We start from the raw sequence: 25,303 nt of genomic DNA on the forward strand, positions 1-25,303 counted from the left end.
CACAGTTAAAAAAATACGCAAAATTTTTTAGACAAAATCACTGAAATAGGACAAGCTTTTAGGCGGAATTATATGCATAATTATTGTGATTCTATCCTTTATAAGGAAATAATTTTTAGTCAGCAAACACATGTAACCTTTTGAATATTGGGTAAAAGACACCCTAGTAGAGTTTTTCATATCGTATGAGACATTGCTGTCAAAAAATTGCAAACAGATGGGAAAATACAACAAGCTATTATCCAACAAAGAAAGAAATACCCCCATAGAATACGTTAGAGCGTTAGATACATTAGAAGAATTTAATGAATTGAATTTAGACTATGTAGAGACGAGTATGAAGGAATAATAACAATATAACAAGTACTTTTTCAGCTTTCTACGTTATATAAGGTAAGGGGAAAACTGTCATCGAGATTACAATTTTAAGTGGATTATCTTTTTCTTTATGGGGAATAACATCGTTAAACACGTTATATGAACAAGCTACAGTAACAAAAGGAGATGTGTAGCATTGGAACAGGGAGTAGCGGATATTTAAGTTGATAATTGGGAACAGGAAATGAATAAATGATAGGTGAAGGATTCTTGGGAACCCATGGTTCTTACAACAGATAAAAGATCCCTTCGTTTGTTACGAAAAGAATCTTTTATCTGTTGTGTTTTTTTGTTCTTTTGTTCCCGTATTCCTTTTCATTTTAGGTTTCAAAAATATATAAAATCAATTTTAAGACAAATTACTTACATTAATATGCTAATATCAATAGTAGATATTTTATCTTAAATTAATGAAAAAGAAAGGTGATACTAATGAATTCGACACCAATTGATTCTGAAATCTTTAAGGACCAGTTTGGTACAAAACAAATGAGAACAAATTTTTCAGACGAGAATTTAATACAATTGTGGCTTAATTCAGAAGTTTCCTTAGCAAAAGCTGAAGCTAAATTAGGTATTATACCTCAAAATGCAGCGACTAATATTGCAAATGCAGCTGACCAAAATAAACTTGATTTTAATAAGATTAGAGAAGGAATGAAAAAAACTGGACACCCCTTTGTAGCATTCCTACATGAGTTCGAGAGTTTATGTGATGAAGAATCACGTAAGTACATTCATTGGGGAGCAACAACACAAGATATAATTGACACGGGACTTACCCTGCAAATTAAAGGTGCTCATGAACTTATTTATAATCAAACTCAAGAAATATTAAAGATATGTTTGAGATTAAGCCAGCAATATAAGTCAACAGTAATGCCAGGCAGAACGTTAGGTCAGCATGCCTTACCGATTACTTTTGGATATAAGATATCTATATGGTCAGATGAACTTGGTCGTCACTTAGAAAGGTTACAACAAGGTGCAGACCGATATTTAGTGGGGCAACTGGGAGGTGCAGTTGGTACTTTAGCTTCATTAGGAGCGCAAGGGTTAGCTGTTAGAAAAGAGTATGTGAAAAATTTAAACCTAATTGAACCCTTAGTATCTTGGCACACGTCTAGAGACCGATTTGCAGAATTTAGCATGATTTTAAATATGATTGGAGCAACTACAGCTAAAGTTGCAGAAGAAATAATAAGCCTTCAAGGAACAGAGATTAGAGAAGTAGAAGAGGGGTACCATTCTGGTAAAGTAGGAAGTAGCACTATGCCGCATAAAAGAAATCCTATGACTTGCTCTTATATTGTGGGATTAACTAAAATAGTCAATAGAAAATCAACTTTAGCTATTGACAGTATGATTCAGAAACACGAAAGAGATGTTACATTTTGGCAATCTGAATGGTCTTATATTTCGGAAATTTGCATAACTTTAAGCGGCGCATTAGAACAACTTAAAAATGTCTTAACAAACTTAATAGTAAATGAAGAACAAATGAAAAAGAATCTTTTTCTTACCAAAGGTTTAATAGTATCTGAGAACGTAATGTTAGAATTGGGGAAGATAATTGGTAGAACTACTGCCCATGATTTATTGTACGAATTAACAATGAGAGCTTTTGAAGAAGACAAAGATTTAAAAGATATTTTATTAGAAGACAATGAAATTAAGAAGTATTTTAGCGATGAAGAGATAAATTCCCTTACTAATCCAGAATCATACACAGGGTTGAGTGAAAAGTTTGTTGATGATGTTTATAACAAGTGGTTGAGTTATACATAAAACCAATTTAAGACCATTAGCTGAGGAATAATTCCTCAGCTAATGGTCTGCTTATACACATTATTAATTGTAATATTGCAGCCTAGAACATCTCTTGCAATTGAATCGGATTCAAGGAGTGTTACAGAATTAACCCCTGGTCGCGCTCCCGCAGCAGTTACCCAATGAACGCCTTCTGTTGGAATTCCAAAGGAGTATAAATTAGGATTAACTTTACCGTTTTTATCTATTAATCTATTTGGGGGGGGAGTCACTGCTAAACCTCCACTTTCAAAAATATAATTATTGTTCGTTGCAATCTTAAATTCTGAGGCTAGACCTGCTTTTAACATATTTGAGATTAAAATATTTTTACTTTGATTTATATTAACTGAGGGTAGTCTAGCATCAATTAGGTTCTTTGCATGAAATATCGAATCCTTAACACGGTTAGAGCTAATTTTAAAATCTTTATTTATAGGTGAAGTAGCTACAGTTGCTTCAGGTCCAACTAAAACTAAAATTCCGGCTCTTATTAATGCCCTCAATTCTTTGATTCTTTGAACAGGAGGGCCAATTGAAAGAAATGCGTTTAAAGGTGTATACCAATTGCGTAACTCTTCTTTATAAGATTCAGCATTTATTCCTCCATGATCAACAAGTATTCTTATTTCGTTTCGGATATCCCTTAAAACATCTAATGCGGCTTTTAGTGGACTGTTTTTATTACCCAGGTTTGCTTCGTTAATATCATTATGTAAGTAAGTATCTAACCAATTATGAAAGTCTGTTATTGAATTAAATTTTTTATCACCATAAGGACAACTAATTTTGTGCCAATCAAAAAATAGTTCTGATTTTACTCCAAAGTTGATTAAAAGATCCTTATGGTATTCTATGGCACAATTAACAAACTCGTAAAGGAACTGACAAGATTTTTCTATTCCATAGAGATTGCGAATTAAAGTTGTATAATAGATACTTTCAACTTCCAATTTTACGAAAGGCCATATCTCTTTTTTAAAGCTTAGGTTATTTTTATGTTTTAACTGCTCGATAACTTCATTTTTTAGAAATAGTGGGATATGTCTTTCTGAAGAACCTTTTTGATTTTGTCCCCTAGAGTGATAAGGTAAGCCTCGCCTAGAACCTGCAATTAATAAAGGTTCTTTACCAGAGGGAATGTAATTTAATTTGTCATTAATTTCTTCAAACTTTCCATCTCTCCCACTTGTTAAAAGTGACATGTAATCAAAAAAATTAAGGCCTAATCCCCTTATTATTACGGGAGTTTTAGGTTCTATTGAATCTAAATTAACATCTGCTGGATTGGATGGTGGGAAGTAATTTAGGTTGTTACTATTAGCAAACTCAAAGAAATGTTCTTCAGCTGAAGTTAATTTCTGATCTGAGTGCCCAGTTGTAAAGATAACCTTTTCAGCTTTAATTGGTGTTAAAGACTTATTAAGAAATAAAGTATAATCTTCATTGTTCGGATAGAGATTAATTAATGTGTCTTGAATTAAGTTAATCTTAATATTTGAGGGTAATTCTTCAAGAATAGTATTAAATGAATCTTTAAGATAATAGCCGTATAGAGCTCTTGTAGGGTAAGAGTTAGGTTCTAAGGAATAAATTTCTTCTGTAATAACGGTGGGCATATCTAAAGTGTCAATTTTATCCCTTAATTCATTTGCCCATTCTAATAGACTAGGCCCATTAACGATAGGACCCCGACACTGGACGCTATCATCAGTAAATAAAGTTATTTGCGAAGCCACTGTATTCATTAAAAGTTGAGGTGACTGGTCTGTTCTCCATACAGCTCCTCCTGGAGGATGTGGATCAACCAAAAAAAATTCATAAGATTCTGATTTTAATTCAGATAAAATATTAGAGACTATTCTTTCAAATACTGATATACCTCTTGGTCCTAAACCTACTATCGCGATTTTCATATACTCACACCTATCCTTTCTGCAAGATCTAATTTAATCCGTTATGTAAAACAACATAACTAGTAGGTGCAAAAAAAGTCAAGTGTAAAACTAAAAAAATAATTTACTAAAGGGTGTTTAAATTGGAATTTAAAGAGAAAATTAAGTTATTTCGAACGTTACATGATCAAAACAATCCATTAATGCTTCCAAATGCATGGGATGCATCAAGTGCTAAGATTTTTGAGAGAAACGATTTTCAAGCGATTGGGACTACTAGTGCTGGTATCGCAGCAACCTTAGGTTATCCAGATGGCGAGAAGATTCCTTTAGAGTTAATGTTAAATTCCATTAGTAATATCTCGAAAAATACCAAACTTCCTGTTTCAGCTGATATTGAAGGAGGATATGCCGCTAATATTTTTGATTTACGAAAAATATTAAACGAGTTAGAAAAATTTGAAGTGGTAGGTATAAATATAGAGGATGGGAGAGGTACGTATTTAAGAGAAATTAATGAGCAAAAGGTCATTTTAGACTTTATTAAAGCTTATTCGCCTCATCTTTTCATAAATGCAAGAATTGATAGTTTTTGGCTAGATATTGGCGATTTAAAAGATCGTATTAAGGATGTAATCGTTCGTGCAGAAGAATATAAAAAATCCGGAGCAGATTGTATTTTTATTCCTGGAGTTAAGGATATTGAGACAATAAAAGTACTTAGAGAAAATATAGAGTTACCTATAAATTTGCTTCAAAGTGAAAACTTAAATTCCATGCAAAACATAAAGACATTAAAAATTGAGAGAGTGAGTCTTGGATCTTCAGCTTTTAGGAATATTCTAACAAACCTTGATAAGATAAGCAGCACCTTTAAACAGGGAAAATTATTACATTCAAATGGAAACTTAACCTATCAAGACTTAAACTTGCTTATGGATTGATTTTTTACAGGTGAATAAACTACTAAAAATAGTTATTTCTATAATTTTCAAAAAAAAGTTTCTCAACCTGAAACTATCAGACTATTATGTAATTTCTCTTTTTTGTGTGTTATGCTAGATTTATCAAATGTAGGAGGTGATTACATATGATCGTTAAAGTAAAAAAAGCTTCTAAAAAAGTAGTTGCTGCTAATGCACTTACTAATGTACCAGGTTAAGTCATTAAGAAGAACCGGATTTCCGGTTCTTCTTAATTTTTTAATTAATCAATTAATTAAGGAGATGTTATAAAATGAAACCAAAATTTAAAGAAACTATCCCTTATTTTTTCCTAAATAAAGAAATTCAAATTGGTGAAGAAGAAGGTTTAGCAGGTATAATTCCAGACCCTACTGGTAGCATCTCATTTCTAATAAATAAATTAGATGGCCAGAGAAACATTCCAAACATCGTTCAAGAAGTACAAAAAGAATTTCCTGATATTAGTTCAAATGAAATTATTGAGGCTATAAAAGTTTTAGGAAATGAAGGTTATTTAGAAGATAATTCAATTGTACCAGAACTCAATGATTACACCTTAGAAAGATATAAAGCGAATATAAATTATTTTTCACTATTCACGAAATTCGGAGAAGATAAATATAAAATTCAAGAAAAGATTTTAGAAACGCCTATTGCACTTCTTGGTGTAGGAGGACTTGGAACACAAGTACTGTATCATTTGGCAGCATTAGGATTTCATAATATAAAAGCTCTGGACTTTGATAATATTGAATTAAGTAATTTTAATAGACAGTTGCTTTATTCGGAATCAGATATAGGGAATAGTAAGGTTGAAATGGCTAAAAAGCGAATATCCCAATTCAACCCTAATGTGGATCTTCAAATTATAAATAAGAAAATAGAGTCACCTCAAGATGTGATTGAACATATTGAAGGAACTGAGCTTGTGATATGTGTTGCAGATAAGCCAACATTACATATTGCAAACTGGGTAAACGAAGGTGTGGTTAAATGTAATCTGCCAATGGTTTATGGTGGAGTATTAAATACTCGTGGTAGATTCTTTTCTATGATTCCTTCTAAGACAGGTTGTGTACAATGTCACATTAATTATGCAAGACAATTAAACGATAAACAAGACGAGCAATTAGAAGCTATGAATAACATGGAGTTTACTAGAAACAATGCTGCTATAAGTCCAAACGTAGCTATTGTAGCTGGAACAATTGTTAATGAAGCATTAAAAATTTTAACGCAGATTGCACAACCTATTTCTTTAGGGAAAGTTATGGAAGTGGACTTTTTAACCCTAGAAACTAATACTGTTTCTTCGTGGGAAAAAATGTTAGATTGTCCTCTCTGTGGTCAAGTAGTTAAAAGTGAAGTGAAGTTAAAAGTGAAGTGAAGTGATTTGATATGCTACCTAAAGTTTTTTTAAATAAGAATTATGTAATACTTTTTTCTGGGATGACAATAAGTAAATTAGGAATGTGGTTCTTCACTATAGCAATTCCATTAATTGTTTATGATTTAACCCATTCTCCAAGTAAAATGGCCTTCGTACTAGCATTAGAGCTTGGAGCCCAAGTTATTTTTAGTTTAATAGGTGGGGCATTAGCAGACCAAATGTCTAAAAAGAAGATAATGATAATAGGAGACTATGCTTCAGCGCTTTTTGTACTCGTAGTTCCTATACTTTTTTTAAGTGGTTATAACAGCATAATAGTTATATATATTGCCGCTTTTACCTTATCTGCTTTAGCAGCTTTTCATCATCCTAGTTTTGAATCTGCAGTTCCTGAAATCTTATCTAAAGAGGATCTTATTCAAGGTAACTCATTCTTTAGACTAAGCGAAACGATTATCACATTCTTGGGACCTGCCGTAGCGGGGATTGCAATAGCGCTTTTTGGGAATTCGAATGTTTTATTAATAACAAGTGTGGCCTTCTTTTTATCAGGAACAATATTTTTATTTTTAAAATTTAGAGATTTTGCTGAAGAAGAGAAGAAACGCCCTGAATTAGTAAAACCTATTGTTGAAGGACTAAGATATGTCTTTGGAACGAAAATTATCTTAGTTGGTTCTCTAGTTATTTTTGGTATTAATATAGGATTTGGAGCTGTAGAATCTCTTTTTATGTATTACTTGAAAGATTATCTAGGCTTGAGTCCTATAAATATTGGATTAATTTTTTCATTACAGGCAATTGGACCAATTTTGGCTGTTTATTTTGCAAGTAAATTTAAACATATTCCAAGAGGAAATGTTATTATTTATTCAGGGATTGTTATAGGACTTGCCCAGATGCTCCTGTACTTCTCTCAATTCAGCTTAGTAATTTTAGTATTCTGTCAAATTTTTATTAAAGGATCAGTTACTTTATTAGCTATTAATTGGTTTACATTGCGACAAGAGACTGTACCTAGCAAGTTGCTCGGAAGAGTTATCAGTTCTACTAGAATGGTAGCATTTTTAGCTTTACCTTTTAGTGCTATGATAGCTGGCTTTTTGGCTGAGTCAATAAATGTTTTGTCAATCTTCTTAGTTGCAGGTGCTTTCGCGATAGTATCATCAATCGTAGGTGTAAGTCTTGGTTTATTTGATAGAAAAAGATTAGATAAGATTCAAAATGATACAGCATTGTAATTAGTTAAGTGTAAAGGGAGTTATTTTATGAACAAAATTGAACTAATAATTATGAATTCTAATGAAGTACGCCGGAGAAGTTTAAATTTATGGAGTTCTATTCCCAGTGAGGTTTTATTTCATAGGGTTGATTCATCTTCAATGACTATATTAGAACAAGTACGGCATGTTTTAGAAGCTGAATATTTATATCTTGAAATTTTAAAGACTAGAAAAAGTTTGCCCTATAGCGATGATGAACCAAATCCTTTCAATACACGCGATTTTACAACCATTCAAGATGAGGTTGATTTTGCAAAACCTTATCGAAAAAATTTCTTAGATTTTATAATGGGATTAAATGAGGAAGATCTTGAAAATATAAAAATAGATCGCTCAGATGTAGGATATACTAGAAACCTTGGAGATATGTTAATGAGAATGGCGTATCATGAAGCCGTACATACAGGGCAATTATTAAGAGATATGAGGGCTTTAGGTTTAAAAAGACCTCATCTATGGGATTAAATTAAAAATGGTTATCCGTTAGCATTCTAAATAAATGTTTCTATTTCTGACGAGTTATACATGTTAAAATATATAACATGAGTATGTAGGGGGAAGAGTTATGAGCACTGAAGAGTTTTTAACAGATATTCATGAGCACACTCCGAGTTATAGACAGATAAAAATGGAAGCGTTGAGAAGATTTCCTAATGAACGTTTGCAAGTTATTGAATATATATAAGAAAATGCAAGTTTATACGATTATTTAATATGTTTGTTAGATATAACACAGAATGCTCTGGTGAATGAATCTGTACGCAAATCGGAAGGCGAGTTAAAGAAGTATGAGTTTACAGCAAGTGAATTAGAAATGTTGTTTAGTGGATTCTATGTTGCAGTTAGGCAATTGCCTGAGAACATTGGACCTAAAATTTATGAAGCTATTCGATGCAAAAGTGAAGAAGTATTATTGAAGTGTTTAGAAGAATCAATAAGAGGGTCTGAAGAAAAGAAAAAAGAAAAAAGCGGATTTTAACATTGAAATTTATTGTACAAAGAATTGACACTTAAATCCCTCACAAACGTTACAGAAAGATATAAGACCTAAGTTGAAAGAAAAGTAAAAGGTCAATGGATATAGTTATATTGTGCAGTTGATTCAGAGGGTAATACAATTGATTTTTATCTAAGTAAATCAAGAGATAAACCAGCAGTCAAGCGCTTTTTCAAGAAAGCCTTGGCTTTTTCGCATGTTTCTAAACCTCGTGTGATAACAGTAGATAAGAACCCTGCCTATCCTGTAGAGATTCAAGTCATTTAAAACAGCAATCTCTATATTGAGTGGTGTCGAATCTATGCATATGATAAAAAACGGGCAACTTGTTTTACCGGACAAGTCTGTCCAAAATCAGAAAGAATTTATTCCTAAATGGTTTGGCTTAGCTTCATAAGATAGAAATGAAGAGAAAATTGCTATTCTATGTTTCCAACTAACATTTTTGCACCAGAACCGAATCTTCAACGAATTTACTATGTAACATGGCTAACACCTGCATCCTATTATTAAACGGTGTTCCAAATGCACTAACAATTAAGCTAATACCAGTTGCTAATGCTCCAACTACTAATTTCTTGAACATAATAAATCCCCCTTAATATTTTTTATAACTTGCACCTTAAATATATCACTTTTCTTATTTTGTAAATGTTTTGAATTTGTAGAAATGTTTATTTGAATCTTATTAATATTGGTAATTCATTTTATTAAGTGGAAAATAGAGGGATTTTTATAGGTATGTAAAAATACATAATAAATGAACCGAATATTATGATATACTCTCAAAGAGCTGATACAAAACTTCTTTAGATTGGAAAACTAAAGTCTTATCTACCCAATTGTGGGGGCGCCTTATGGCGTCTTTTTTTTATAAGAAACCTCCAAGCATTCATACACTTGAGGGTTTATCAATTGAAAGGTAGGGCTGTTTGGAGTTCCTTAAATTAAGAACAAAGCGGGATTATTCCTAAACCAATTAATAGAGCTGCAGCAAACGCTGGAATTGGCACAGGGATCTCGATACTTTCTACAACTAAGAAGTATTGTGTCCACTTACTACTTTAAAACAAACTAATTGCATTAATTAAGAGTTTTAGTGCACTACTCCTTGGAAGTTGATCTTGTAGCGCTCTTTCTCGTAATTCACTATGTTTTCCAAAGAAAATAGTGAAAGGCAAGGCGATGAATACATTTACAAAATGACAAAACTGTAAGAATACACGAATGTTTGTAAGAAAGTTCGATGTTTTCCTTTTTCTTTTTTTATTATAGTGAAAAAGAAGGACGAAATATTCTCTTATGTAGGAAAGGAAGATAATAATGATTGATCTATTAAATAAATGGATGTTAGAAAGTACAGGCAATTTCAATATCGTTGTAGGAATTACAGCACTTCTATTTTTGGGTTCAGTAATTGCACTTATTATTATTTACAAAAAAATTGGTAAACCAGATGAAAGCACAAATGCTATTTATTTAAAAATTACTTCTCGTATGTTTACTACTCAAATTCTAATGAATGCTATATTTATTTCTTTAGTTGGTAAAGATATTGAGAATTTCCGTCAAATCTTTATATTATTTGAAGCTTTTGTATTTTTTATTGGAGCTATTTATTCGTTTAAATTATATAGACAGGAATATAAATAATTCACTTGCAAGAAACAATAAAAAAACTGCACCCCAATTGTTAGACACAGTCTAACAATTGGAGGTGTAGTTTTTTTATGACTAAATTTACTTCAGAAGACAAAATGAATGCAGTAATACATTATCAAGATGGAAGTGAGAGTATAAAAGATATTGCGAAATCATTGGGAGCGAATCACGAAGTGGTTCGCATGTGGATAAAACAATTTGAATATCATGGAATCCGGGCCTTTGAAAAAGGCTATACAACGTATTCTGCACAGTATAAACTAGACGTACTAAATTATATGTTCGAAAATGGGACGTCTCCAAACGAAACGGCAGTCATTTTTAATATTTCTTCACCTGGACTTATTAGAAAATGGCGTATTCAGCTACATCAAAAAGGAGTAGACGCCCTTAAATCGAAGAAAAAGGGGCGTCAATCTATGACTAAGGACAATCAAAAATCAATTAAGAAACAAACACAAACAGAAGAGTCAGTAGAAACATTACAAGCTGAATTGGAGCGTTTGCGTATGGAGAATGCTTATTTAAAAAAGTTGAATGCCTTAGTTCAAAACAAGGAAAAATCACCAAACAAGATAAGGCGCAAGTAATCTATGAACTAAGGAAAGCATTTCCGGTGCAGGCACTTTTAAAATTAGCAGAACTCCCACGAAGTACATATTATTACTGGATACAGAATTCTAATCGACCAGATAAAGATAAAGAGCTAAAGATCCTTAATTCAAAACATTTACGATGAACACCAAGGTCGTTATGGATATCGCCGTATTCGCGATGAGTTAATGAACGAAGGACACAAAATCAACCATAAAAAAGTTCAACGAATTATGAAAGAGTTAGGTTTAAAGAGTCTAGTTCGTATGAAAAAATATCGCTCGTATAAAGGACAAGTAGGTAAGATTGCGCCAAATATTTTAGAACGTAATTTTAAAGCTGAAAAGCCGAACGAAAAATGGGTTACAGACATAACAGAATTTAAATTATGTGGCGAGAAGCTCTACTTATCACCGATGTTAGATCTATTTAATGGAGAGATAATCGCTTATACAATTGATTCAAGACCAACCTATTCACTTGTATCGAAGATGTTGGAGAAGTCTTTTCAACAATTGACAGAAGAAGACGAACTCCTTATTCACTCTGATCAAGGCTGGCATTATCAAATGAAGAAGTATCGTCACGCCCTAAAGGAACGCAAGATTACGCAAAGTATATCTCGTAAAGGGAACTGTTACGATAATGCGGTTATTGAAAGTTTCTTTGTTATTATGAAATCTGAATTTCTTTATCTAAAAGATTTTGAAAGCATAGAACACTTTAAACAAGAATTTGAAAAATATATCGATTATTATAATCACAAAAGAATTAAGGAAAAACTAAAAGGCATGAGTCCGGTACAATATCCAACTCATGCCCTAAAGGCTGCCTAATGAAACGACCTGTCTAACTTTATGGGGTCAGTTCATTTTGGTGGTCTTTTTTGCATAAAATCTTGTAAAGCAAGAAAAAGTAGAATATTAATATTCTAATATTCAATAGAAAGATAAATTGTTTAAAAGTTCAAATTAATACATTGTAATATATTTAGTAAAATTAACCAATATATATTTTGCTCATTATGTATTAAAGGGGAAATGAAAATGGCTGGACAAATTCGTATGTCACCAGAGGAGCTTAAATCGAAAGCGGCTCGATATGGACAAGGTGCAAATCAAATTGAGGACATTTTAAGTCAACTACAAAACTTGCAAAATGAATTAAGAGGAGAATGGGAGGGTCGTGCTTTCGAAGGTTTTGATCAACAGTTCAATGAATTAAAGCCAAAAGTACAAAACTTTGCACAGCTATTACAAGAAATTAATATGCAGCTGAATAAAACTGCAGAAGCTGTTGCTTCTCATGATGAAGAATTATCACGTAATTTCGGTTTGAAATAAAAATTGTCATACTCTATATAACAAGCATTTCAAATGAGCCATACAGCTTATATTGTATGGCTCATTTAATTGCATGCCTAGAGCGAGTGATATTGATAGGGATATATATTTTATGAGATTTCTTTGATGCGTTTGGAAAACTTATAGAAAGGGTTTGAAAGAATGGGACAATTTCAAAGTAATTTACAAACAGCAACGCAAATTGCTACGAAAATGGGATCAGCCCCTGATAGGATTCAAAGTGCAACAACTCGTTCTATAACAAAGGCGACGCGTACAACATTATCTGTTAACTTCAAAGCACAAGAAGCGAATCAACAAATGTTAGACTTGACGAAACAATTTTCCGCTGCCTTTCAACAAGCGGTTGATAATATTCATTCGGTATCTAATGAATTTGAGAGAATGGATAACGAACTTCACAATACTTTTCGCTAATGTGACAACCTACGTAAAGTAAAATAGTAGGAGGAAAAAGATGAGTCAAGATATTGAAAAACAAATTAATCAAGTAAATCAAAAGTTACGAAGTGTATTTGAAGAACAAGACCGAAATCAATCTGCGATTCAAGCTCAAGAACAAGTGGAAGCAGATTTTTATGAATGTAGAAGTCGAAATCGTCGTTTGTTTGATCGAATTTTAGGAACTTGGCATGGTGATAGAGAAATGTCCCAGTTTTTTATGAATACGTATCAAGATGCACAACATATTGAACGAAAAGTCACATTTGAATTGGAAAACAAAAAAGAAACGTTGCTTAAAGAAAGACGAGACCTTAATGATTTAGAAAACGCCCTTTCCTATCAACAACAACAATTAACAAGGGAGGTCAATGCATGAGTTTAAATATGTATTTGGGAGAGGTACGAAGCCAAACTCAAAGCATGAATGCTGTATGTACCGCTACTATTCAAGGTATGGAACAAGCCATTCAGTCGATTGACGCTTTTGCAGTTGATACTGTTTTACAAGGGCAAACATATAGTAGTGCAAAAGCATTTTTTGTACAAACCTTTCGACCTTTGGCACAAGGAATCATTTATTTGTGTGAAGAATTAATCCGTCAAAATGATGCTTTTCCAAGTCAATTTCAATCACAAGTCGCTTCCACAGATGTAATTGAACAAGAGATATTAGAACAAATTCGGGAAATTGACCGAATGAAAACAAGTATGGAAGCTGTCAATCAAGCTATGCCAATGCCGGGTATGGATGCCATGGTAAATCTTTTTATTGTTATGAGGCAAAAACTGCAAGAAAAGCTGGATCATTTGTATCAATTCAATCAGAACTCTAGTAATAATTATAGTACAGCACTTCAATTAGCAGCTAGTATTGCTGCAGGTCTTGCGGAAGTTCAAAGTGGGAAAGGGTTTAGTCCTGCAAGTGGTACATTTAGTATGCAAGGGTTGAATATGGAATGGACAACTTCAATTCAAGCGATTACAGAAGAGAGGGCACGACAAGCTGCCAATTCAATTGAAGAAGGTGAAATGTGTGGTAAGCTACCAGAAAAATCTACTGGTGAAAAAATATGGGACGGTATTGTAGATGGTACGGGACAAGCAGTTAGCGATACAATAGACGGAATAAAAGCTTTAGGAGATTGGGAAACGTGGGAAAACATGGGGAACGCTGCTTTGCACCCTATTGATACCCTTAGTACGATGTATAATGCATTGTCAGATTCATTTATTAATGATGTAATAAATGGAGATGCTGAAAGTCGTGCTAAATGGGGAAGTTATGCTTTAACACAAGTTGGATTAGGACTTATTGGTGATAAAGGATTAAGTAAAGTATCGAAGGTAGCAACTACTGCAAATCTAACAAAATTCTCAGAAGGTATTTCGTCTGTTTCGAATCATTTACCATTGAAAGAACGATTTGCATTCGCAGGTACTAGTGGCTTTGGTAGCAATCAGATAAAAACATTTGAAGTTTTACAAGAAGCCCGTGATACATTTATGTTTTCTGAAACTGGTGGAAGAAGTAGAGTTAAAGGTGTACAAGAAGTAATAAAAGATTATGCGGATAAAGTTCTTGATAGAGTTGAAGTGAAAAATGAGTATCCTGATTCGTATACAGCATCTAAAATATTACGTGAAGAACTTAAGGATGCAGGGATTGAACCACCCCCATATTCTAATGCAGCACATCATCTAACACCTTGGAATGATAGTAGGGCAGAAAAGGCACAAAAATTATTAAAGGAATTTGGGATAGACCATGATTCGGCGGCTAATGGAGTATTTTTACCTTATAAAGTTAATAAATACGTGACTACTGAAGTCTTACACATAGGAAAGCATAGTTCAGAGTATATACTTGAAGTAGAGAGAGTATTAAGTCTTGTTAAGAAACGGGGCGGTACTCAAGAAGATGCTGTTGACGCCTTACATGATATAAGAGAACGTTTATTGAATGGTGAATTAAAATTAAATAAACCGAAGAAAGAGTAATCTTATAATAGAAAAATAACAAAGGAGAGTAAAAATGAAAATTTGGGAATTAAAGAGTTCATTTGATGACTATGAATCCTTTCAACTATTGAACTTAGAAGAAGATTCTAAAAAGTATTTTGAAGGGAAAATTGACTCGGCAGTAAAAGCATCTGATTCATGGGGAGAAATACGTATTAAATGTGTAGAAGAAGGAAATCAAAGTGATTTGCCTCATTTTTGGGGAGAAGTTGGTACGCCAATGGTTAGTGGGAAAGCTAAAAAATTTTTAGAGTCTATACTTGGTGATAATGTAGAATTTCTTCCCCTAATTCATGATGTGACGGGAGAAGTGTATTATATAATTAACGTTTTAAATGCACTAGATGCTATTAACTATGAGAAAGCTATACTAAAGAAACTACGTTCTGGCTTAGTAATAGATTTCAAAAAATACGCATTCTTACCTAATATGGTTAAGAACCAAACAATATTTAAAGTTTACTTAAATGAAATATTACATATTCCTTCCGTTTTTGTATCAGATGAATTTAGAAATACAGTGTTAGAAAGTGATTTAAAAGGTTTTGAATTTATCGAGGTATGGGATTCAGAAGCAAACATGTAAAAGAAAGTCCTAAAATAATTGATAGGAGTTAGTGACATGGATGTAAAGGATTTAAAAATTCTAAGAATGTTAAACAATTATGAGGGAAATGAAAAAGAAATTTTTGAACTGATTCAAGCTGAAGCAATGGTGAAATTTATATGTGGAAAAATATGATTTTGGAAATTGGAGATATATTGAAAAGTGTTAATTATAAGCTGAATATACCCGCAACGGATACTGAAGTTCAAAGATTAAGAGAACATGTAAAAGAGAAATTTAATGTTGATTTACCGAGGGAATACGAAGAGTTTCTTAAAACTGTAAATGGTTTAGACTTTGATGGACTGGTACTTTACGGAGTTGATTCTTCTTTACTAGAAACAAAAAAAGATGAACATATTTGCGGTTTTATAGACACGAATGAGATTTGGTATGAAAATGAATTTCAAAAAGAGTATCTTTTCTTTGGCGATTCAAATATTGCGTGGTTTTGTAAGAGCTTATCAGACGGTACTTATTTAGAACTTGATAAACCATCAGGTACGGTAATGAACACATATAATGATTTTAATACAATGCTTGAGGAAGCGTTAAAAATAACCCTTCTTTAATAGGGGGTATTAAAAATTATGTTTAATTTTTTAAAAGAATATGTTGTAGCAGACAGAAGTGTCCGTTCTAAACAAAAACCTATTTTCTATCCTATATATCAAGATGAGATAGATGAGGCAGAAAGCTTATTACAAATGGAACTTCCAAAAGAACTGAAACGCTTTTATCAAGAAATAGGTTGTGGTTTTTTTAAGTCTGATACAAGAACGTTTTTCAACAGATTTATGGACCCGATTTCAGTTGCAGATTTCCGTTTAAGGCAAGATATTTATGAATATAATCCAAACCTAGATGATGATTCATTAGTGTTTTTTGAAGTAACAGAACTTAACTTTTTAACAATTAAATTTAAAGAGGAAAATGAATTAGGTCAATGTCCTACTTACTCTGAAGATGAGAAAATAGCGGATTCTTTAGAAGAATTTTTAATTAAAATGGATGAAAATCCTGACTATTATATTTAATCTTTTTAAGACTTGCATTAAGGTGTAGCATTTGAAAAATATCTAATCATGAGTAAAAAAGCTTATGTATAACCTGCATAAGCTTTTTTAATGTCCATAATAGGTAAAAAGTATCAAAAACATTCACCATTAAATCACTTGAAAGTTTAAAGCGACTCCTAAATTAGAAAATCATATTAAAAATATAGATCCCTCTGTTCCAAGAAGGAGAGGGAGAGGTATTGATGGAGCACACAACAGTGAAGAGTTCTTTAAAAACAATATTAAAAATAGTCAGTGAATCACCTTCAAAAATTCTAGGTGTAAAAACAGTAGAATACAATATGCCTAAGTTAAATATGGATGGCACCCCTACAGGAGAGTATGGAAATAAAGTATTCACAAACAACATTTATGATCCTAAAATTATAAGTGATAAGGAATTTATTAACCGTGGAATTGAAGCAGCTAATGACGCTAAATTAAAAACCAGTGATGGAGTTCTTTCGAGAGAAGGGGCGGGTGTTGACGGTAAAGAAATAACTTGGAGAGGATACCATAAAGGTGGAGAAATCTCTTCTTTTTTTCCAGAATAAATTAAAGATATACGAGGAGAGATATGTATGCAAAGAGAATTTAGATTAAAAGATGAGGATTTACTAGATTTAACCCATTTTCCTATACAAGCAGTGTTTAATATGGTAGATGATGAAAGATTTTTAAAGGTAATCAATTCAGTTTGTGAAGGAGTAGGATTTGGAGAGGAATATGGCGCATGTACTTTTCCAGGAGATTTGGATGAGTATGATATTGCCAATGGAGATTCATTTGAAGGGGTAGAATTTGTATTATACAGTGGTGATGAGGTAATAATTGATTATCAAACATTTTATCATTATTTTAAAAAAATGTGTGAGGATTATTCAAAAAAGTATCCAAACACAATTAAGAGATTAGAAGACAGTCTTAACAAATTTATTGAATTATACAATATTAATAGGTAGAGACTATTTATAACTTATCCAAAATTATTATAAAAGGTAGAATGTTTCATGATTAGAATTGATTATATGCTAATATTCAATAGAAAGATTTGATGTTTGAAAATTCGCGACAAAATCTCATAATATGTTTAGTAAAATTAACCGATTCATATTTTACTCATTATGTATTAAAGGGGAAATGAAAAAAACTTGGTCAACAGTAGCAGGGTGGTTTAATTAACATGAAAAAAAGTATAAATTTTAATAAAAAAGTTTTTGAATACTATATGACTCTTTATGCTGTAAATGATATAAGATCGACTATAATTACTCTTGTGATTGGGATAGCAGATATATTTGTGCTTTTACCTGCTTTTGCGAATCCTGTTCAACCGATATATATGTACATAATAGTTCCACCAGTTGCTTTTTTAAATGTATGGGCAATATGGATTGTTATAAATCCTAGGAAGCGGCAATTACAATACACTCTATTTCGTGGGGTATTTGGCATCGTATGTTCAGTAGGATTATTAATTATAACCCAAAAGTTTGCATATGGAATGTTAGGATTACAAACTCCTATCTATTTTATTTTTTCGGTTGGTTTGTATATTTTTGCTTTGCATTATTATTATAAAAATCATATTAAAAAACTTCAGGAATCAATCAAAAAATCAAAATCATCGAAAAAAAACTCTAGTTTTGGAGTAGTGGTTTTTGTAGGATTGGGTCAACTCATTGCTAATATCAGTCTTGGTTTTGCAACACAAAAGATGGTAGCAATTGTATTAATGTGTGTATATTCCATGCTTTCGTTTATGTTGTTTCATTTCATTATGGAACTCCATAGGTATTATTATTTAAGGAAGCATATAGAAGATGGGGGTAGAACACATGAAACCTTTTAAAGAGGTTTATTGAATTTTAAGTATTGTGATTTATGGAAGGAAACAAAAACTTATGGTTAAAGAACCTGTGATGTATGACTATATTGGCTGTTTTTATCCAGAAGGAGGAAAGCTGATATGCAAGCATTTAAAGTTGGGAAATTAGTCACATTCGTTGCAATTATAATACTTCTTGTAGTTGCTATTTTATCTCCTTACAACTTATTTAAAAAGATTTATTTTATTATTGGTGTTCTTATTATTGGCGCAATTTCACTTGGTACAAATAAATTCTTTGAACTGATACACAGTAAATTTAATAAGAAATGATATTACTTATGTGATAAAGAAATTCCCCTCTAAATCCTTAATGATTTAGAGGGGAATTTCTACAATATGATTTTACTGGATTACGTGGAACTAAATTAGTCCATCACCATATTGGTGGTGGTCAAGCTGTTGGTGTTCCGCTGCCACTACATCCTGGTTTTGGAGGGATTCATAACGCAGAAAAATCGATTGGAGCATGGGGGAAAAGATGCAGGATATGTAGAAATGCTTCAGAAATTTATTGAACATCATACATTAGGCGGTAAATAAAAAAATGAAAAATGAAATGAAAAATTGTTTTGATAAAATAATTAGAGAGTGGCAAGATTGTAATAATTCATTGCCAAAATCTTTATGGATAGAAGAAGCAGAGGCTTTTATCTATGAAGGAGAACCAGATATAGAGGGATACGTATTCTGGAAACCGTTAGAAAAAAATATAATTCATGATTTTTCTAATATAGAAAAAGATTTGGGGATACAATTATATAATTCAATTAAAGAATATTATAATTCTTATTGGTTTTTAGACTTAGGAGGTAATTATTTAGGTTATGATTTTGAATTAAATTCTGTTATACCAGGAATTGAACTGCATGATTTTTATGTATCTTTACAAGGGTACCAAGGCGCACATGATAATCAACTGAATAATATTCCTATTGGTATGGAATTCAATGGTCTCTTGGTAGTTGTAGATAATGAAAATGGACAAGTAAAATTAGAAGATTATGAAAGCCGAAGCTTCGAAGTAATCTGTGATAGTTTAGCAGAATTAATTTTAAATCTTTCATAATCAGGAACCTGGTCGAATACAACTTGTAGATTATCAGATACATCACGATACTGGTCATACAGGTGGATATAAAATTTGAGGAAAAGATAGGGCGGTTTATAATTATGAACAACATTACATGGATTAATGTAAGTGAGAAAAAAGTTACAGATGAACAAATTGAACAATTAGAAGAGTACTTTGGTATTAAATTTCCTAATGATTTTATTGAGTGTGTAAAGAAATATGATGGTGGCTATCCTACTCCAGATACATTCAATATTCCTAATCGGGATGAAGATTCACTTAATAACCTTTTATCCTTAGACTCTGAGAGAAAAATTTCTATGCTGCAAACATATAATAGTATAAAAGATAGATTGGTAGATAAAGTATATCCTTTTGCTAGAGACCTGTTTGGTAACCTTCTATGCTTTGATTACCGAAATAATCCTCAGTCACCAACAGTCGTATTTTGGGACCATGAGGAAGAAGAAATGGAAGAATCAATCTATCCTGTTTGTTCATCTTTTGCAGAATTACTTGATAGCTTATATGAGTTTGAAGACGAGGACGAATAATTAATTATGAGTAACAAAAGTAAGACTTATGTGAATTACGCATAAGTCTTTTTAATATTATCTCAAAGTTAAGAAGATTGAGGGGGGAAATTCTCATGAATCTAGGGGGGCTAGTTTAAAAGAAATTAAAAGACAATTAAATATACCTAGATTTCAACACCCGATTAGTCAAAAAATGGTACCATTAACAGATAGTAATGGTAAAAGGATATTAAATGATAATAAACAGCCTATTATAACTCGAGAATTTACATATGAAGTAAAAGGTCAATCAAGATCATTCAGAGGGTCATAAGTTTGGAGAAGGTGGAATTGGAGATCAGTCACCGCATCATAATGTAAGACCTGAATACAATACACGAACAGGACAGGTAGATCGTATGGAGGATCATTATTATTTTGAGAAGAGAAATAAAAAATAGGAAGTATAAAAATGATTGATCAATTTAAATTTTTAAATCCACAAGCGTTAATTAGTATTTTTGGGAAAATACCAAAGTTTGAAGAATCAGAGTTATTAGATGTGCGTCTTAAAAGAGATGGTCCTACTTTAGTTATTCAATTGATGACAAAGGAAAATGTTGAAAACAAGCCAAAAAGATGGGATAAGTGGGATGTAATTTATGTAGAGATATCTTTCTTTACTATTCATAATTTAACAATAAAAGGTTTAGGGACAGAAAATATAATTGATTATTTTGAAATAAATACGATAGAAGAAGGTTTATTAAGAATTAAGTGTAAGAATCAAATGTTAGTTGAGTGCTCGTTTGAATGGGCGAAGGTAGAAGGAGTAATCCCAGGCTTAATAGGATTACCGTAATTTTGATGGGAAGTAGATAGTTAATTTTTATAATATTCATATTTTAATGTTTTGGGGTTAAATAAGGAATGTATAAAGGACATTTGAAACGTTGATAGTATTGCAAACATATGAAGCGGAAATTACTAAAATTAAGATACCTAATTATATACCTGTATTAGGTGATTATGATATAAGTTCCAAAGGTGAGATTGTAATAGGTGGGTATGGTTATAGATTCCGCAGGAGTTTCATTTAAATTTGAGAAGGAATCGAGATAATAGAATGCGAAAATTTTCAAAAATATTTATATGTGTTGGTGCGTTAATAATGATTATACTGGGCATGATTGCATATGATACATGGAAGGATAGGATTTATTTTTCTTTAGCTGTACTTTTTGTTACCGTACTTTCTTTACTATGGAATATAGTTGCTCATAATATTATGGATAAATTTAGAAAAAAGGAGAATAAATAGCTATGAAACTTTTACCGATTGGAACAGTAGCAGGGTGGTTTAATTAACATGAAAAAAAGTCTAGATTTTAATAAGAAAGCTTTTGCACATTATATGGCTCTTTATCCTGTAAATGAAATAAGATTCCAAATAATTGCCCTTGTTCTTGTGGGAGCGGACATATTTATTCTGTTGCCCGCTTTTGCGAATCCTTTTCGATTACTCTATGTATATATAGTAACTCCTCCAGTTATTTTTTTAAATTTGTGGGCGATATGGATTGCTATCAATCCTCGGAAACGACAATTACAATACACTCTATTTCGAGGAGTATATGGCGCCATATGTTCAGTCGGATTATTGGTTATAACTCAAAAATATGCTTATGAAGTGTTACAATTACAAACTCCAATCTATTTTATTCTTTCATTTGGTTTGTATGGTTTTGCTTTGTATCATTTTTATAAAAATCATATTGAAAAACTTCAGGAACCAAGAAAAAAATCAAAATCATCGAAAGGAACTGGTGGTGTAAAAGTAGCAGCTATTGCAGCGGGATCGGGGCAGTTAATTGCTAATATAATTCTTAGCATTGCAACACAACAAATGGGGGCATTTGTATTTATGTCTGCATGCACAGTGTTTTCGTTTGCTTTGTTTTATATGATTATAGAACTCCATAAGTATTATTATTTACGGAAGCATATAGAAGATGGAGGGAAAATACGTATAGGCTTTTAAAGAGGATTTGTTGCATTTCAAGTATATAATCGCATTCTTCTTATAGTTGGTTAAAGGATAGAAAAAATAGGAGGGACAAAAAAGGAGGGACAAAAAAGGTTGTAATTTACGGGAGAAACCAACTACTTATAGTTGAAGAACCTGTTATGTATGACTAAATTGGCTGTTTTTATCCAGAAGGATATATTGATCCTGATTATACATGTGTATTTAATCATGAGGATATTGAAGGAATTATATTTGTAGGTTTTATAGATGAGGAAGAAGAGGCATTTATAGGATAGCTTAATTGAATAGGATCTAGAAACAGGTGATTTTCAAATTTTGATAAAACTAGCAATCTCCACGCCGAAATTGGTTGAATTATAAGGAGGGAAAAGCTGGTCACGAAAATGATGAAGAGATTACTATTTTCAAATCAATTGGTTTGGCTGTAGTAGATATTATCGTTGCGAATTATTTGTATGAGAAAGTAGTGGAGTGCGGGATGGGATTGAGTTTTGAGAGACTGCCTTTTGATGGTATTTTTTTATAAAATCTTGTAAAGCAAGAAAAAGTAGGATATTTAATGATTAGAATTGAATATTCATATTCTAATATTCAATAGAAAGATAAAACGTTTAAAAGTTCAGAATAATAGATTATAATATGTTTAGTAAAATTAACCAATATATATTTTGCTCATTATGTATTAAAGGGGAAATGAAAATGGCTGGACAAATTCGTATGTCACCAGAGGAGCTTAAATCGAAAGCGGCTCGATATGGACAAGGTGCAAATCAAATTGAGGACATTTTAAGTCAACTACAAAACTTACAAAATGAATTAAGAGGAGAATGGGAAGGACGTGCTTTTGAAGGTTTTGACCAACAGTTCAATCAATTAAAGCCAAAGGTACAAAACTTTGCACAGCTATTACAAGAAATTAATATGCAGCTTAATAAAACTGCAGAGGCTGTTGCTTCTCATGATGAAGAATTATCACGTAATTTCGGTTTGAAATAAAAATTATCATGCTCTATATAACAAGCATTTCAAATGAGCCATACAGCTTATATTGTATGGCTCATTTAATTGCATGCCTAGCGAGCGATTGATAGGGATATATATTTAATGAGATTTCTTTGATGCGTTTGGAAAACTTATAGAAAGGGTTTGAAAGAATGGGACAATTTCAAAGTAATTTACAAACAGCAACGCAAATTGCTACGAAAATGGGATCAGCCTCTGATAGGATTCAAAGTGCAACCAGTCGTTCTATAACAAAGGCGGCGCGTACAACGTTGTCTGTTAATTTCAAATCACAAGAAGCGAATCAGCAAGTTTTAGACTTGACGAAACAATTTTCCGCTGCCTTCCAGCAAGCGGTTGATAATATTCATTCGGTAGCTAAAGAATTTGAGAGAATGGATAACGAACTTCACAATACTTTTCGCTGATGTGACAACCTACGTAAAGTAAAATAGTAGGAGGAAAAAGATGGGTCGAGATATTGAAAATAAAATTAAAGAGTTAAATCTAAAGTTACGAAATGTATTTGAAGAACAGGACCGAAATCAATTCGCGATTCAAGCTCAGGAACAAGCGGAAGCAGATTTTTATGAATGTAGGAGTCGAAATCGTCGTTTGTTTGAACGAATTTTAGGAACTTGGCATGGTGATAGAGAAATGTCCCAGTTTTTTATGAATACGTATCAAGATGCACAACATATTGAACGAAAAGTCACATTTGAATTGGAAAACAAAAAAGAAACATTGTTTAAAGAGAAACGAGATCTTAGTGATTTAGAAAACGCCCTTTCATATCAGCAACAACAATTAGTAAAGGAGGCTAATTCATGAGTTTAAATATGTATTTGGGAGAAGTACAGAACCAAACTCAAAGTATGAATGCTGTATGTACGGCCACCATTCAAGGTATGGAACAAGCGATTCAGTCGATTGATGCTTTTGCAATTGATACTGTGTTACAAGGGCAAACGTATAGCAGTGCAAAATCATTTTTTGTACAAACTTTTCGTCCTCTAGCACAAGGAATTATTTACTTATGTGAAGAACTAATCCGTCAGAATAATGCCTTTCCAAGTCAATTTCAATCACAGGTAGCTTCAACTGATGTTATTGAACAAGAAGTGTTAGAACAAATTCGAGAAATTGACCGAATGAAAACAAGTATGGAAGCTGTCAATCAAGCTATGCCAATTCCGGGTATGGATGCCATGGTAAATCTTTTTATTGTTATGAGGAAAAAACTGCAAGAAAAGCTGGATCATTTGTATCAATTCAATCAGACCTCTAGTAATAATTATAGTACAGCAATTCAATTAGCAGCGAGTATTGCTGCAGGTCTTGCGGAAGTCCAAAGTGGAAAAGGTTTTAATGCTTTAACAGGGATATTTAGTGTGAAAGAATTAAATATGGAATGGACAGTAGCTATTCAAAAAAAATCAGAAGATAAAGTTCATGCTGTTCAAATTGAAAAAGAAGCTGTTAAAAATGATTGGTTTTTGATGGATTCAAAAGAGGTAAAGGAAACAGCTAATGGAGTAGCAACAGTTACTGGAGTAGTTGTAAAAGGAATTGGTAGTATAATAAATGGTAAAAAGTATGAAAAATCATTTACTGAGGAAAAGGGATATGGTGGTATATTTATTAAAGGTCTTACACTTGAAGCAGAGCCATTTGTAAGTTCTCGTACTTATGATCAATTTAATGTAAAAGATAAAGAAAAGAGGGAACAAACTTATGGACCTAAAGTTGGGTTTACAGTAGCTCAAGCTGGAATAGAACAAGAGGATATTGTTTTTGGAGCTGGAGCTGAAGCTAAAGTAGCGCTTGCTTCTGCAGAGTTAGGTGCTCATGTGGAAAATGGAAATTTACATATAGGAGCTGAAGCTACTCTAGTAAAATATGAGAGTGCTATAAAAATTCCTATTCCATTTATGGATAAAAAGTTACAAATTGGGGGATCTGCATCGCTTGGAACACTCGGGGGATCTTTTGAAGCTGGAAAAAGTGGATTCAAATTCCATGCACCATTTGGTCCTGGTGTAGGTTTATGGGGATTTGGTTTAGAAGTTAGTGTTAAGGAATAAAGGAGATAATTAGTATGAATAAAAAAGTGAAAAATTTTAAATATCTTATGATTATATTAGCTTGTATTGCAATTTTTGGTACAATTTTACCTAATGCATTGGATCCAAATGAAACATTAGCAGGTAACATTTCGGTTGCAGTTTTTGGTACAATTGGTACTTGTTTGTTGTTTTCTGTCACTTATTTCATTATAAAAAAGGCTATTTTAAGAAGGGGAAACTAA

At 32.2% G+C, this 25,303-nt stretch carries 30 protein-coding genes and 8 pseudogenes; 35 read left to right on the forward strand and 3 right to left on the reverse strand.

What is annotated here, in order from left to right; genetic code table 11:
- The first annotated feature begins 810 nt into the window (after positions 1-810).
- Entirely contained in the window at positions 811-2,166 is a 1,356-nt protein-coding gene (gene purB / locus AC0ONG_RS03145) for an adenylosuccinate lyase (protein WP_016078039.1), read from the forward strand.
- A gap of 35 nt (positions 2,167-2,201) precedes the next feature.
- Here the strand turns inward: purB and AC0ONG_RS03150 are convergent, their stop codons facing one another.
- Positions 2,202-4,103 carry an FAD/NAD(P)-binding protein gene (locus AC0ONG_RS03150; protein ID WP_074791116.1) on the reverse strand — a complete coding sequence of 634 codons (1,902 nt, stop codon included), beginning with the start codon at positions 4,101-4,103 and terminating at the stop codon, positions 2,202-2,204.
- Positions 4,104-4,216: 113 nt separating this feature from the next.
- On the opposite strand from AC0ONG_RS03150, the gene AC0ONG_RS03155 reads away from it, so the two are divergent.
- From AC0ONG_RS03155 to AC0ONG_RS03180, 6 genes and pseudogenes are all read left to right on the forward strand, one after another.
- Positions 4,217-5,026, forward strand: coding sequence for an isocitrate lyase/PEP mutase family protein (locus AC0ONG_RS03155; protein WP_223838112.1), 810 nt, complete (start codon positions 4,217-4,219; stop codon positions 5,024-5,026).
- A 292-nt stretch (positions 5,027-5,318) separates the two neighbouring features.
- Positions 5,319-6,434, forward strand: a complete 1,116-nt coding sequence (locus AC0ONG_RS03160; RefSeq protein ID WP_000802789.1) for a HesA/MoeB/ThiF family protein — start codon at positions 5,319-5,321, stop codon at positions 6,432-6,434.
- A gap of 11 nt (positions 6,435-6,445) precedes the next feature.
- Positions 6,446-7,678, forward strand: coding sequence for an MFS transporter (locus tag AC0ONG_RS03165; RefSeq protein WP_000937089.1), 1,233 nt, complete (start codon positions 6,446-6,448; stop codon positions 7,676-7,678).
- A gap of 27 nt (positions 7,679-7,705) precedes the next feature.
- On the forward strand, positions 7,706-8,185 hold the full coding sequence (locus tag AC0ONG_RS03170) for a DinB family protein (RefSeq protein WP_001033113.1): 480 nt from the start codon (positions 7,706-7,708) through the stop codon (positions 8,183-8,185).
- A gap of 280 nt (positions 8,186-8,465) precedes the next feature.
- Positions 8,466-8,699, forward strand: a complete 234-nt coding sequence (locus AC0ONG_RS03175) for a hypothetical protein (protein WP_001005924.1) — start codon at positions 8,466-8,468, stop codon at positions 8,697-8,699.
- 81 nt (positions 8,700-8,780) lie between these two features.
- Positions 8,781-9,114, forward strand: a pseudogene (locus AC0ONG_RS03180) (DDE-type integrase/transposase/recombinase); the annotation flags it as partial.
- 39 nt (positions 9,115-9,153) lie between these two features.
- On the opposite strand, the gene AC0ONG_RS03185 reads toward AC0ONG_RS03180, so the two are convergent.
- Both AC0ONG_RS03185 and AC0ONG_RS03190 read right to left on the reverse strand, forming a co-directional pair.
- Entirely contained in the window at positions 9,154-9,303 is a 150-nt protein-coding gene (locus AC0ONG_RS03185; RefSeq protein ID WP_000473828.1) for a hypothetical protein, read from the reverse strand.
- 481 nt (positions 9,304-9,784) lie between these two features.
- A pseudogene (locus tag AC0ONG_RS03190) lies at positions 9,785-9,901 on the reverse strand (transposase); the annotation flags it as partial.
- Positions 9,902-10,040: 139 nt separating this feature from the next.
- Between AC0ONG_RS03190 and AC0ONG_RS03195 the strand changes: the two are divergent.
- From AC0ONG_RS03195 to AC0ONG_RS03330, 28 genes and pseudogenes are all read left to right on the forward strand, one after another.
- Positions 10,041-10,370: a hypothetical protein gene (locus tag AC0ONG_RS03195; protein WP_000566275.1), complete on the forward strand. Its 330-nt coding sequence runs from the start codon at positions 10,041-10,043 to the stop codon at positions 10,368-10,370.
- 77 nt (positions 10,371-10,447) lie between these two features.
- A pseudogene (locus tag AC0ONG_RS03200) lies at positions 10,448-11,809 on the forward strand (IS3 family transposase).
- 210 nt (positions 11,810-12,019) lie between these two features.
- Positions 12,020-12,316, forward strand: coding sequence for a WXG100 family type VII secretion target (locus AC0ONG_RS03205; protein ID WP_000918588.1), 297 nt, complete (start codon positions 12,020-12,022; stop codon positions 12,314-12,316).
- A 162-nt stretch (positions 12,317-12,478) separates the two neighbouring features.
- A complete protein-coding gene (locus AC0ONG_RS03210; protein ID WP_000529663.1) occupies positions 12,479-12,754 on the forward strand; it encodes a TIGR04197 family type VII secretion effector in 276 nt (91 codons plus the stop codon).
- Between the two features lie 40 nt (positions 12,755-12,794).
- Positions 12,795-13,157, forward strand: a complete 363-nt coding sequence (locus AC0ONG_RS03215; RefSeq protein WP_000076129.1) for a DUF3958 family protein — start codon at positions 12,795-12,797, stop codon at positions 13,155-13,157.
- Positions 13,154-14,779, forward strand: a complete 1,626-nt coding sequence (locus tag AC0ONG_RS03220; protein ID WP_000056147.1) for an AHH domain-containing protein — start codon at positions 13,154-13,156, stop codon at positions 14,777-14,779. The genes AC0ONG_RS03215 and AC0ONG_RS03220 overlap by 4 nt, the downstream gene beginning before the upstream one ends.
- A gap of 34 nt (positions 14,780-14,813) precedes the next feature.
- Entirely contained in the window at positions 14,814-15,386 is a 573-nt protein-coding gene (locus tag AC0ONG_RS03225) for an imm11 family protein (RefSeq protein ID WP_000707085.1), read from the forward strand.
- A gap of 140 nt (positions 15,387-15,526) precedes the next feature.
- Positions 15,527-15,979: a YrhA family protein gene (locus AC0ONG_RS03230; RefSeq protein WP_000265800.1), complete on the forward strand. Its 453-nt coding sequence runs from the start codon at positions 15,527-15,529 to the stop codon at positions 15,977-15,979.
- Between the two features lie 18 nt (positions 15,980-15,997).
- A complete protein-coding gene (locus AC0ONG_RS03235) occupies positions 15,998-16,444 on the forward strand; it encodes an SMI1/KNR4 family protein (protein WP_000481679.1) in 447 nt (148 codons plus the stop codon).
- Positions 16,445-16,668: 224 nt separating this feature from the next.
- On the forward strand, positions 16,669-17,019 hold the full coding sequence (locus tag AC0ONG_RS03240) for a CdiA family toxin C-terminal domain-containing protein (protein WP_001999206.1): 351 nt from the start codon (positions 16,669-16,671) through the stop codon (positions 17,017-17,019).
- A 27-nt stretch (positions 17,020-17,046) separates the two neighbouring features.
- Positions 17,047-17,427 carry a ribonuclease toxin immunity protein CdiI gene (gene cdiI, locus AC0ONG_RS03245; protein ID WP_098578397.1) on the forward strand — a complete coding sequence of 127 codons (381 nt, stop codon included), beginning with the start codon at positions 17,047-17,049 and terminating at the stop codon, positions 17,425-17,427.
- Positions 17,428-17,648: 221 nt separating this feature from the next.
- Positions 17,649-18,317: a hypothetical protein gene (locus AC0ONG_RS03250; RefSeq protein WP_136997495.1), complete on the forward strand. Its 669-nt coding sequence runs from the start codon at positions 17,649-17,651 to the stop codon at positions 18,315-18,317.
- A gap of 13 nt (positions 18,318-18,330) precedes the next feature.
- Positions 18,331-18,423 (forward strand): annotated as a pseudogene (locus AC0ONG_RS03255) (DUF4176 domain-containing protein); the annotation flags it as partial.
- Between the two features lie 11 nt (positions 18,424-18,434).
- Complete coding sequence (locus tag AC0ONG_RS03260) at positions 18,435-18,626, forward strand: hypothetical protein (protein WP_001147554.1); 192 nt, start codon at positions 18,435-18,437, stop codon at positions 18,624-18,626.
- Positions 18,627-18,733: 107 nt separating this feature from the next.
- Positions 18,734-18,871: pseudogene (locus AC0ONG_RS03265) on the forward strand (hypothetical protein); the annotation flags it as partial.
- 29 nt (positions 18,872-18,900) lie between these two features.
- On the forward strand, positions 18,901-19,422 hold the full coding sequence (locus AC0ONG_RS03270; RefSeq protein ID WP_098578398.1) for a SecY-interacting protein Syd: 522 nt from the start codon (positions 18,901-18,903) through the stop codon (positions 19,420-19,422).
- Positions 19,418-19,501, forward strand: a pseudogene (locus AC0ONG_RS03275) (HNH endonuclease); the annotation flags it as partial. The gene AC0ONG_RS03270 and the pseudogene AC0ONG_RS03275, both read left to right, overlap by 5 nt.
- A gap of 25 nt (positions 19,502-19,526) precedes the next feature.
- Complete coding sequence (locus AC0ONG_RS03280) at positions 19,527-19,982, forward strand: SMI1/KNR4 family protein (protein WP_136997294.1); 456 nt, start codon at positions 19,527-19,529, stop codon at positions 19,980-19,982.
- A gap of 311 nt (positions 19,983-20,293) precedes the next feature.
- Positions 20,294-20,404 carry an HNH/endonuclease VII fold putative polymorphic toxin gene (locus AC0ONG_RS03285; protein WP_223697817.1) on the forward strand — a complete coding sequence of 37 codons (111 nt, stop codon included), beginning with the start codon at positions 20,294-20,296 and terminating at the stop codon, positions 20,402-20,404.
- A gap of 11 nt (positions 20,405-20,415) precedes the next feature.
- Positions 20,416-20,805, forward strand: coding sequence for an immunity 50 family protein (locus AC0ONG_RS03290; protein WP_016078029.1), 390 nt, complete (start codon positions 20,416-20,418; stop codon positions 20,803-20,805).
- Between the two features lie 507 nt (positions 20,806-21,312).
- Positions 21,313-21,984, forward strand: a complete 672-nt coding sequence (locus tag AC0ONG_RS03295; RefSeq protein WP_098829699.1) for a hypothetical protein — start codon at positions 21,313-21,315, stop codon at positions 21,982-21,984.
- 80 nt (positions 21,985-22,064) lie between these two features.
- Positions 22,065-22,268, forward strand: a pseudogene (locus AC0ONG_RS03300) (DUF4176 domain-containing protein); the annotation flags it as partial.
- Between the two features lie 45 nt (positions 22,269-22,313).
- Positions 22,314-22,519: pseudogene (locus AC0ONG_RS03305) on the forward strand (hypothetical protein); the annotation flags it as partial.
- A 173-nt stretch (positions 22,520-22,692) separates the two neighbouring features.
- Positions 22,693-22,989: a WXG100 family type VII secretion target gene (locus AC0ONG_RS03310; protein ID WP_000918591.1), complete on the forward strand. Its 297-nt coding sequence runs from the start codon at positions 22,693-22,695 to the stop codon at positions 22,987-22,989.
- 158 nt (positions 22,990-23,147) lie between these two features.
- Positions 23,148-23,423, forward strand: a complete 276-nt coding sequence (locus AC0ONG_RS03315) for a TIGR04197 family type VII secretion effector (protein ID WP_000529664.1) — start codon at positions 23,148-23,150, stop codon at positions 23,421-23,423.
- Positions 23,424-23,463: 40 nt separating this feature from the next.
- A complete protein-coding gene (locus tag AC0ONG_RS03320) occupies positions 23,464-23,826 on the forward strand; it encodes a DUF3958 family protein (RefSeq protein WP_044783270.1) in 363 nt (120 codons plus the stop codon).
- Positions 23,823-25,079: a T7SS effector LXG polymorphic toxin gene (locus AC0ONG_RS03325; RefSeq protein WP_098578210.1), complete on the forward strand. Its 1,257-nt coding sequence runs from the start codon at positions 23,823-23,825 to the stop codon at positions 25,077-25,079. The genes AC0ONG_RS03320 and AC0ONG_RS03325 overlap by 4 nt, the downstream gene beginning before the upstream one ends.
- Before the next feature lie 14 nt (positions 25,080-25,093).
- A complete protein-coding gene (locus AC0ONG_RS03330; protein WP_001036918.1) occupies positions 25,094-25,303 on the forward strand; it encodes a hypothetical protein in 210 nt (69 codons plus the stop codon).

Source organism: Bacillus sp. TCT6 (assembly GCF_056033845.1).